Raw genomic sequence first — 8,348 nt, 5'->3', positions numbered from 1 at the left:
GCCGCCCCCAATCGAAACGCGGTGCTTGGTTGACCGGTGTTTGTGCATATGCGCAGATGACCGCAAAACCGGCACAAGCCGCGAAGAAGAACGATTTCATCAGGACGGGGGCGGGGTGTCCTTCGACGCAGTCATCGACGTCAAGAACGTCAGCAAGCGCTTTGGCGGCTTGCGCGCAGTCAACGATTGTTCGCTCCGGGTCGAGCGCGGCTCGATTACCGGGCTGATCGGGCCGAACGGCGCCGGCAAATCGACGCTGTTCAACCTGGTCGCTGGCAATATCGAGCCCGATAGCGGGCAGATCATCTTCGATGGCCAGGATGTTACCGGGCTGAAGCCGCACCAGCTGTTTCACCGTGGCATGCTGCGCACCTTCCAGATCGCGCACGAATTCTCCAACATGACGGCGCTGGAAAACCTGATGATGGTGCCGTCCGAGCAACCGGGCGAAAGCCTGATCCGCACCTGGCTGATGCCCGGCGTGGTGAAGGAAGCCGACCGTCACGTGCGGCAGAAGGCGCTCGACGTCATCGATTTCCTGAAGCTCGGGCACGTCAAGCACGAGCTCGCCGGGAACCTGTCGGGCGGCCAGAAGAAACTCCTGGAACTCGGCCGCACCATGATGGTCGATGCCAAGGTGGTGCTGCTCGATGAAGTGGCGGCGGGCGTCAACCGTACTCTGCTGCAGGATCTCGCGGCCAATATCGAGCGGATGAACCAGGAGCTCGGCTACACCTTCTTCGTCATCGAGCACGACATGGACCTGATCGGGCGGTTGTGCGACCCGGTGATCGTGATGGCGCAGGGCGAGAAGATCGCCGAAGGTCCAATGGAGGAAATCCGCGCCAACCCCGAAATTATCGAGGCCTATTTCGGCTCTCCGGTGGAGGCCGCGTAATGGCATTGCTCGACATCAAGGACGTCGTCGGCGGGTACGGCGGCGCGCCGATCCTCAACGGGGTCAACCTCGCAATCGAGCAATCCGATATCGGGGTGATCGTGGGGCCGAACGGCGCCGGCAAATCGACGACGCTGAAGGCGATCTTCGGGCTGTTGAAAGTCACCGAGGGTTCGATCAGCTTTCACGGCGAAGCGATCCAGAACTCGCTGCCGGACAAGCTGGTGCCCAAGGGGCTGAGCTTCGTGCCGCAGGAAAAGAACGTCTTCACCTCGATGAGCGTCGAAGAGAACCTCGAAATGGGGGCGTTCACCCGGACCGACGACTTCAAGCCGACGATGGAATGGGTCTACGACATGTTCCCGGTGCTGCGCGAAAAGCGCCGGCAGCCGGCGGGTGAGCTCTCCGGTGGGCAGCGCCAGATGGTGGCGATGGGCCGGGCACTGATGAGCCAGCCCAAGCTGCTGCTGCTCGACGAGCCGTCGGCGGGGCTCAGCCCGCGCTACGTGATCGAAATCTTCGAGCAGATCGTCAAGGTCAACAAGGCGGGTGTCGCCATCCTGATGGTCGAGCAGAACGCGCGGCAGGCTCTGGCCTTCGCCTCGCGCGGCTTCGTGCTCGCCACCGGCAAGAACCGCTTCACCGGCACGGGACAGGAGCTCATCGCCGATCCCGAAGTCGCCAAGAGCTTCTTGGGGGGATGACAGCCATGGCCGCACTTTCCGCGAGCATCTGCCGACTGCCGGAGGTCGCGACGCACACCCACACCGGGGCGCCCCGATGAACGAACTGATCTTCTTTTTCAACAATGTCGTCGTCGCCGGCGTGGTGCTGGGCTCGATCTATGCGGTCGGCGCGATCGGCGTGACGCTGATCTTCGGCATCCTCCGGTTTGCCCATTTCGCCCATGGCGACATGATGACCATGGGGGCGTTCATTGCCTTCCTCCTCGCCATGGCGGCGACGGCGCTGGGGATCACCACGCCGATCGTGCCGACCGGCTTCCTCGTGCTGCCGCTGGCGATGATCCTCGCGGCAATCATTGCGCTGGGGCTCGACAAGGGGTTCTACGCGCCGCTGCGCAAGCGCGGCGCTCGTCCGGTGACCATGCTGATCGCCTCGATCGGCGTGACGCTGATCATCCAGGGGATGATCCGGCTGTTTTTCGGTTCGGGCACCTATTCGTTCTTCGAGACCGAGCAGAAGCAGCTGATCCGCATTCCGGTGCCGCTCGAGGGCGTGACCCGCACCATCAACTTTACCCAGCCGCAACTGCTGATGGTGTTCTGCACCGCGGCGGCAGTCCTGGCGCTGCATTTCTTCCTGACCCGCTCGCGGCTCGGCAAGGCCATGCGGGCCATGGCCGACAATGCCGACCTGGCGCAGGTCTCCGGCATCAACACCAAGCTGGTGGTGCGGGTGACCTGGATCATTGCCGGTTCGCTCGCCGCAATGGCGGGCACCATGCTGGCGCTCGACGTCAACCTGAAGCCGGACCTGGCATTCAATATCGTCCTGCCGATCTTTGCGGCGGCGATCGTGGGCGGGCTCGGCCAATCCTACGGTGCTATCGCTGGCGGCTTCCTCATCGGCTTTGCCGAGACGCTGGCGATCTTCAACTGGTCGGTGCTGCTGAGGCCGATGAGCAGTGTGCTGCCGTTCGAACTGCCGGGAACCCTCGCGGTGGTGCCGACCGAGTACAAGCTGACGGTGGCCTTCGTCATCCTCGTCGTGGTGTTGCTGTGGCGCCCGACCGGTATCTTCAAGGGAGCACAGACATGATTGCGCGTCGTTCCCTCATGATGTTCGCCGGGCTGTTCGTGCTGTTCACGGTGATCGGCTGGTTCCTCGGCGCCGCCAATATCTCACTGCTGCTGGTACAGAGCTTTGCCTATGCGCTGATTGCGCTCGGCCTCAACATCCAGTGGGGCTATGGCGGGCTGTTCAACTTCGGCATCATGGGCATGCTGATGCTGGGCGGCGCGGCCGTCACCTTCATCTCCTATCCGGTCAATGCGCAGTTCTGGGGTTCGGAAGGGCCGCTGATGCTGGGTAAGGCGCTGCTGGCGTTCATGGCCGGGTTCCTCCTGGTCTGGGGGGCGCGGCATGCCGACCGCATCGGCATCAAGGGGCGGTGGAAGAGCTTCGTCACCATCCTCGCCTGGATCGTCGCCTATATCGTCTATCGCAGCCAGATCGACCCGGCGGCAGCCTATATCGAGAGCGCCGGCGGCGGCTGGGTGGGTGGGCTCGGGCTCCATCCGGTGCTCGGCTGGCTGTTCGGTGGCGTCCTGGCGGCAGGCGCCGCCTATGTGGTGGGCAAGATCTGTCTCGGGCTTCGCACCGACTATCTTGCCATCGCCACCATCGGCATCTCGGAGATCATCCGGGCGCTGCTCAAGAACATGGACTGGCTGACCCGCGGCACACTGACCGTGTCGCCGATCCCATGGCCGACGCCGATCCCGCAGGATCTGCAGGCGCAGGGCGTGTCGATCTCGGATTCGTTCATCTATGCGCGGCTCGGCTTCCTCGGGCTGGTTATCGTGGTCCTCGCCGTGGCGTTCTTCCTGGTGCAGCGCGCCTATGGCGGACCGTGGGGCCGGATGATGCGGGCGATCCGCGACAATCACATTGCCGCCGGTTCGATGGGCAAGAACGTCACCCGGCGGCAGCTCGAAATCTTCGTGCTCGGCTCGGTGCTGATGGGCATCGGCGGCGCCATGCTGGTGAGCTTCCAGCAAATCTACGATCCAGGCGCCTACCAGCCGATCAACCACACCTTCCTGATCTGGGTGATGGTGATCGTCGGCGGAGCGGGCAACAACTGGGGCGCAGTGTTCGGGGCGCTGTTGATCTACATCACCTGGATGATTTCCGATCCGGTTTCGCAGTGGTTGTTCAACAATATCTCGAACTGGTCGACCGACATGGGCTGGGGCGCGATCCCGGAAATCCAGTCGCGCGCCAGCCAGATGCGCGTCTTCGTGCTCGGGGTGGTGATCACCATCGCGCTACGCTACGCGCCACGCGGCCTGATCCCGGAAGTGGTGCGGCGCGAAGCCTAGTTCCCAGGTCCAAATTTGGATGTGGACTTGTAGATTGTCTGGATTTGGACTATGTCTTGATCCAGACAAGGAGCGCATCATGCAGTTCGGTTTCAGTGAAAAGCCGCAGCCGGCATTCGTTCCGGCGAACGGCAGCGACGACATCGTCGATTTCGGCCGCTTCTCGGCGCCCAACCGGCGCCGGCTGAGCGGGCCGGCGCTCCGGACGTTCCTCAACATCGCCGAGCTGTGGGGCTTAACTGAGGAGCAGCGGCGGCTGGTGCTGGGCTACCCCTCGCGCTCGACCTATCACCATTGGGCCAAGCTGGCGCGGGAGCTGCAGCCGTTCACGCTGGATCTCGATGCGCTGCTGCGGATCTCGGCGGTGTTCGGCATCCATCAGGCGCTGGGCGTGCTGTTTGCCGACGAGGCCGAGGGGGTGCGCTGGCTCAAGGGCCCACATATGGCGCCGCTGTTCGGCGGGCAGCCGCCGCTGACGCTCGTCACCTCGGGCACGCAGGATGGGCTGATGGCGGTGCGGCGCTTCCTCGATGCGGCGCGCGGAGGGCTCTACATGCCGCCCAATGCGCTCGATGCGGCCTTCACCGCTTACGAGGACAGCGACATCGTCATCCGCTGATGCACGCGCCCGCTCCGCAACCGAGCCACCGGCTGATCCCGTCGCGATTCCCGCCGATCGGGCTGTTCGACACTGTCGCCACCATGGCGGACGCCGAGGCGGTGATGGAACTTGCCGGCTGGACCAATGACCGGCTGGTGCGGCAACGCCTGGCGCGGTTGCCGCAGAACGAGTGGGTGTTCGGCCGGGCCAATTCGAGCATCGTCATGGCGGCGTTCCTCCACGCCGCACCGGGTGGGTCTCGCTTCAACGGACCGGATCTTGGCGCCTGGTATGCCGGGGCGACGCTCACCACGGCGGTGGCCGAAGTTGGGCATCATTTGAGGCGCGAAGCGCTGGCGCGTGGGCTGGAGACGACAAAGCGCGTCTACCGCAGCTACACGGCGCGGCTCGAGGGCAGCTATCGCGATATCCGTGGGAGCGAACCTCAACTGCATGCCGCGGACAGCTATGACGCCGGGCAGGCCTTTGGTGAAGGATTGCGGGCGGCAGGTGAGGACGGCGTGCTCTACGACAGCGTGCGGCACCGGGGCGGCAGCAATGTGTGCGCCTACCGGCCGAGCAAGGTGCTCGACGTGGTGCAGGCCGAGCATCTCGAGGTGAGCGTCAACGTCGGCGACAAGCGGATCGAGGCGACGCGTCTTGACGGCGTGATCTCCAGCGCCGGCGCGGGCTGACCCCCACCCCTGTCCCCTCCCCCTAAGAATGGGGAGGGAGACCAAAACACTGGTATCGAGGCTATCGTCTCCCTCCCCATGTTTAGGGGGAGGGGACAGGGGTGGGGGTCAGCCCGCTCCGGCGCCAGAGCTGGCGCGCTAAGCAATACTGGCGAGGATCGCGCGGACGGCGCGGGGCAGGTCGCGCTCGATACTGGGGCGGTGACGGGCGAATTCCGGTCGCGACAGCACCCGCTCGGCCACCGGCGCCGGGTGGGCCCCGGGCCACAGGCCGGCAACCAGCCCGCCGATCATGGTGATGGCCCAAAGGGCATCGTCAGCTGATGCCCCGGGAAGTCGAGTGCGCAGCGCTGCGGCCATCTCGGACGCCATGCCTCCCATGGTGCGCTTGACCATGACGATGGTCTGCTCGGAGACGTTGGTCTCGAGCGTGCTGGAGAGGATCGAGGTGAGGTGGCCGAGGCGTGGGCGCGAAGCGAACTCGGCAGTAACCACACGGGTCAGGGCGTCGAGATCCCCCTCAGGCGTGGCGGCGATAGCAGCGCTCAGCGCCGGCACCAACCGCTCCATCTCGGCGAGAAACAAGCTCAGCAGCACCTCTTCGCGGCTCTCGAAGTAACGGTAGACGTTGGATTTGGTGAAACCGGCGCGGGCGGCGATGGCGTTGAGGCCGGCGCCGAGCGGGCCCTCGGCATCGAACAGCTCGGCTGCCGCCGCGAGCAGGGTGTCGCGGCGAGCCTGGATTTCCTCAGGCTTGCGGGCCCGCTGGAAGCTTGTGCTGGTCATCAGGGCCTGTGGTGCGGCGCGTCGGTGCCGCTGTCAAGCCGGTGCCGTGGCCAGCGCCGGGAAGCGGACGCCGGTGAGTTGCTCGGAGACCGTCCAGAGGCGCGCGGCGACGGTCTGGTCTCTTGCCTGCGCCGGGATGCGTCCGTCCTTGGGCGGCCCGACCAGTTCGAAGCGGTGGCTGGGGCTGTAATAGCCGCCGGGCACGGCATCGGGTGAGGTCGCGGCGAACAGCTGCGGCAGGGCCCCTTCGGCCGGCGTCTGGCTCATCAATGGCGAGAGGAAGCGCATGGCAAAACCGGAGAGACCCGTAGTCCCCGGACCGTTGGGGATGAGCTCGGTACGTGCGTAACCCGGATGCGCGGCGGTGGATTTGAGGCCCCAGCCGGCGCGGTCGCTCTGGCGTTGCAGTTCCCGCGCGAACATCAGCATGGCGAGCTTGGATTGTCCGTACGCCTTGAAGGGCCGGTAGAGCCGCTCGCCCTGCAGATCGTCAAAATCGATGCGGCCGGAATGGGCGTAGCCCGAGGAGAGCTGTACCGTCACCGGCGCCTGGGCGCGGGCAAGCAGTGGCAGCAGCCGGGCAGTGAGCGCAAAATGGGCCAGATAATTGGTGCCGAACTGCTGCTCGAACCCGTCGACGGTAACCTGCCGGGTGGGCAGGGCCATGACGCCGGCATTGTTGACGAGGATGTTGAGGTGGTCGTGTGCGGCGGAAAAGTGCTCGACGAAGGCGGCGACATTGGCAAGCGCCGAGAGGTCGAGGCTCTCGTAAGACACTTTCGCACGCGGCACTGCGGCGCGGATGCGGGCCAGGGCAGCGGCGCCCTTTTCGGCATTGCGGCCGGTCAGCACCACGTCGGCGCCGGCACGCGCCAGTTCCAATGCGGTCTCGTAACCGAGCCCGCCGGTGGCGCCAGTGATGAGGGCGAGTTTGCCCGTTTGATCCGGAATGTCCTTGGTCGACCAGCCCATGGCTGCACCTCAATAAGAGAACGATGGTCTTTAATTAAGAGACCGATGGTCTCTCTTCAAGATGCGAAGCAAAGAAAAAGGCCCGGGATCGCTCCCGGGCCCTTCAAACTCTCTCTGGCGGCGGTGGTTACTTCACCGGGCCCACTTCGACGAACTTGCCGTCGGTGACGTCAACCTCGACGATGATGCCATCGACATCGCCGGCCATGTCGAAGTCCGCCGGACCGCCAGCGCCGTCATAGTCGATGTCGGTGCCGGCCTTGATCAGCTCGATCGCCTTGGCCCACTCGCCGGGGAGGATCTTCTCGCCCGGAGCCGAGGCGACTTCGCGCAGCGCAGCCGAGAGGCCTTCGCGCTTGGCCGAACCGTTCTTCTCGACCGCGAGGGCGAGGAGGAAGGCGGCGTCATAGGCCTGCGGTGCGTAGGTTGCCGCCGGATCCTGGCCGGCTTCGGTCGCCAGCTTGATGTAGGTATCGGCCGAAGCGCCGGTATAGGCACCGGCGCGGGTGGCAATGATCTTGCCGTTGACGGCAGCCGGATCAAGCCCGGTCACCAGGTCGTCGCCGATCATGCCGTCGCCGCCGACGAACGCGGTGAACTCGCCGCCTTCGATGGCCTGCTGCAGCACGGTCTTGCCCGAGCCCGAAGCGTAAGCGAGGATCACGAGGTTCTGCGAGCCGCCCGAAGACAGCTGGCCGAGCTCGGCGCGATAGTCTGCCTTGCCGTCTTCATGCGCGATGTTGGCCGACACGGTGCCGCCATTGGCGGTGAACTGGGCGACGAACACGTCGGCAAGGCCCTTGCCGTAGTCATTGTTCACGTAGGTGACGGCAACGTCCTTGATGCCCTTCTGGAGCAGCAGGTCAGCAAGTTTTACGCCCTGGAAGGCGTCCGACGGGGTGGTGCGGAAGACGAGGTCGTTGTCTTCGAGCGTGGTGAGCGCCGGGGCCGAAGCCGACGGCGAGATCTGCACGACGCCGCCCGGGATGCCGGCGGCGGTAGCCGCGCCGATGGTGGCGCCGGTGCAGAAAGCGCCGACGATGGCGGTCACCTGGTCGGTATTGACGAGCTTGTCGGCGGCCGGGCCGGCAACCGACGGATCGCAGGCGGAGTCACCGGTGACCGAGACGATCTTGCCGCCGCCGAGAATGCCGCCCTGGGCATTGACCTGGTCGAAGGCAAGCTGCGCGCCGGCAACGATCGGCGGCGCCAGGCTTTCGATCGGCCCGGTCAGATCGCCGAGAATGCCGATCTTGACGTCTTCGGCGAGCGCCGGAACTGCGAGACCGAGCACGGTCGCGGCAACGGCGAGGCCAAGGATACTGGAT

General features: G+C 65.2%; 9 protein-coding genes. 6 read left to right on the top strand and 3 right to left on the bottom strand.

Annotation, left to right across the window (positions count from 1 at the left end):
• Positions 1–115 precede the first annotated feature (115 nt).
• The 6 genes from VGV07_RS08120 (at position 116) to VGV07_RS08095 (ending at position 5,262) form a co-directional block, all read left to right on the top strand.
• The gene (locus VGV07_RS08120) at positions 116–898 is read left to right on the top strand and encodes an ABC transporter ATP-binding protein (RefSeq protein ID WP_326868193.1); all 783 of its coding nucleotides are present in this window, start codon (positions 116–118) and stop codon (positions 896–898) included.
• Positions 898–1,602, top strand: a complete 705-nt coding sequence (locus VGV07_RS08115; protein WP_326868192.1) for an ABC transporter ATP-binding protein — start codon at positions 898–900, stop codon at positions 1,600–1,602. Before VGV07_RS08120 ends, VGV07_RS08115 begins: the two co-directional genes overlap by 1 nt.
• 76 nt (positions 1,603–1,678) lie before the next feature.
• Positions 1,679–2,680 carry a branched-chain amino acid ABC transporter permease gene (locus tag VGV07_RS08110; RefSeq protein ID WP_326868191.1) on the top strand — a complete coding sequence of 334 codons (1,002 nt, stop codon included), beginning with the start codon at positions 1,679–1,681 and terminating at the stop codon, positions 2,678–2,680.
• Positions 2,677–3,966: a branched-chain amino acid ABC transporter permease gene (locus VGV07_RS08105; protein WP_326868190.1), complete on the top strand. Its 1,290-nt coding sequence runs from the start codon at positions 2,677–2,679 to the stop codon at positions 3,964–3,966. The genes VGV07_RS08110 and VGV07_RS08105 overlap by 4 nt, the downstream gene beginning before the upstream one ends.
• 79 nt (positions 3,967–4,045) lie before the next feature.
• Entirely contained in the window at positions 4,046–4,585 is a 540-nt protein-coding gene (locus VGV07_RS08100) for an MbcA/ParS/Xre antitoxin family protein (protein WP_326868189.1), read from the top strand.
• A complete protein-coding gene (locus VGV07_RS08095; RefSeq protein ID WP_326868194.1) occupies positions 4,582–5,262 on the top strand; it encodes an RES family NAD+ phosphorylase in 681 nt (226 codons plus the stop codon). Before VGV07_RS08100 ends, VGV07_RS08095 begins: the two co-directional genes overlap by 4 nt.
• A gap of 138 nt (positions 5,263–5,400) precedes the next feature.
• Here VGV07_RS08095 and VGV07_RS08090 read toward each other — a convergent pair whose 3' ends face one another.
• The 3 genes from VGV07_RS08090 to VGV07_RS08080 form a co-directional block, all read right to left on the bottom strand.
• Complete coding sequence (locus VGV07_RS08090) at positions 5,401–6,048, bottom strand: TetR/AcrR family transcriptional regulator (protein WP_326868188.1); 648 nt, start codon at positions 6,046–6,048, stop codon at positions 5,401–5,403.
• 33 nt (positions 6,049–6,081) lie between these two features.
• Positions 6,082–7,020 carry an SDR family oxidoreductase gene (locus VGV07_RS08085; protein WP_326868187.1) on the bottom strand — a complete coding sequence of 313 codons (939 nt, stop codon included), beginning with the start codon at positions 7,018–7,020 and terminating at the stop codon, positions 6,082–6,084.
• Between the two features lie 127 nt (positions 7,021–7,147).
• A partial coding sequence (locus tag VGV07_RS08080; RefSeq protein ID WP_326868186.1) for an ABC transporter substrate-binding protein occupies positions 7,148–8,348 on the bottom strand: 1,201 nt, incomplete at its 5' end.

The sequence above is a fragment of the Devosia sp. genome, from assembly GCF_035944845.1.
In the GTDB taxonomy this organism is placed as follows: Bacteria; Pseudomonadota; Alphaproteobacteria; order Rhizobiales; family Devosiaceae; genus Devosia_A.
Note: the sequence above shows the minus strand (reverse complement) of the source record. Positions and strands in the feature narration are given on the sequence as shown.

Coding starts and splice junctions, on each gene's coding strand:
- VGV07_RS08115 (WP_326868192.1), top strand. CDS start 898: ATGGCATTGCTCGACATCAAGGACGTCGTCGGCGGGTACGGCGGCGCG.
- VGV07_RS08110 (WP_326868191.1), top strand. CDS start 1,679: ATGAACGAACTGATCTTCTTTTTCAACAATGTCGTCGTCGCCGGCGTG.
- VGV07_RS08105 (WP_326868190.1), top strand. CDS start 2,677: ATGATTGCGCGTCGTTCCCTCATGATGTTCGCCGGGCTGTTCGTGCTG.
- VGV07_RS08100 (WP_326868189.1), top strand. CDS start 4,046: ATGCAGTTCGGTTTCAGTGAAAAGCCGCAGCCGGCATTCGTTCCGGCG.
- VGV07_RS08090 (WP_326868188.1), bottom strand. CDS start 6,048: ATGACCAGCACAAGCTTCCAGCGGGCCCGCAAGCCTGAGGAAATCCAG.
- VGV07_RS08085 (WP_326868187.1), bottom strand. CDS start 7,020: ATGGGCTGGTCGACCAAGGACATTCCGGATCAAACGGGCAAACTCGCC.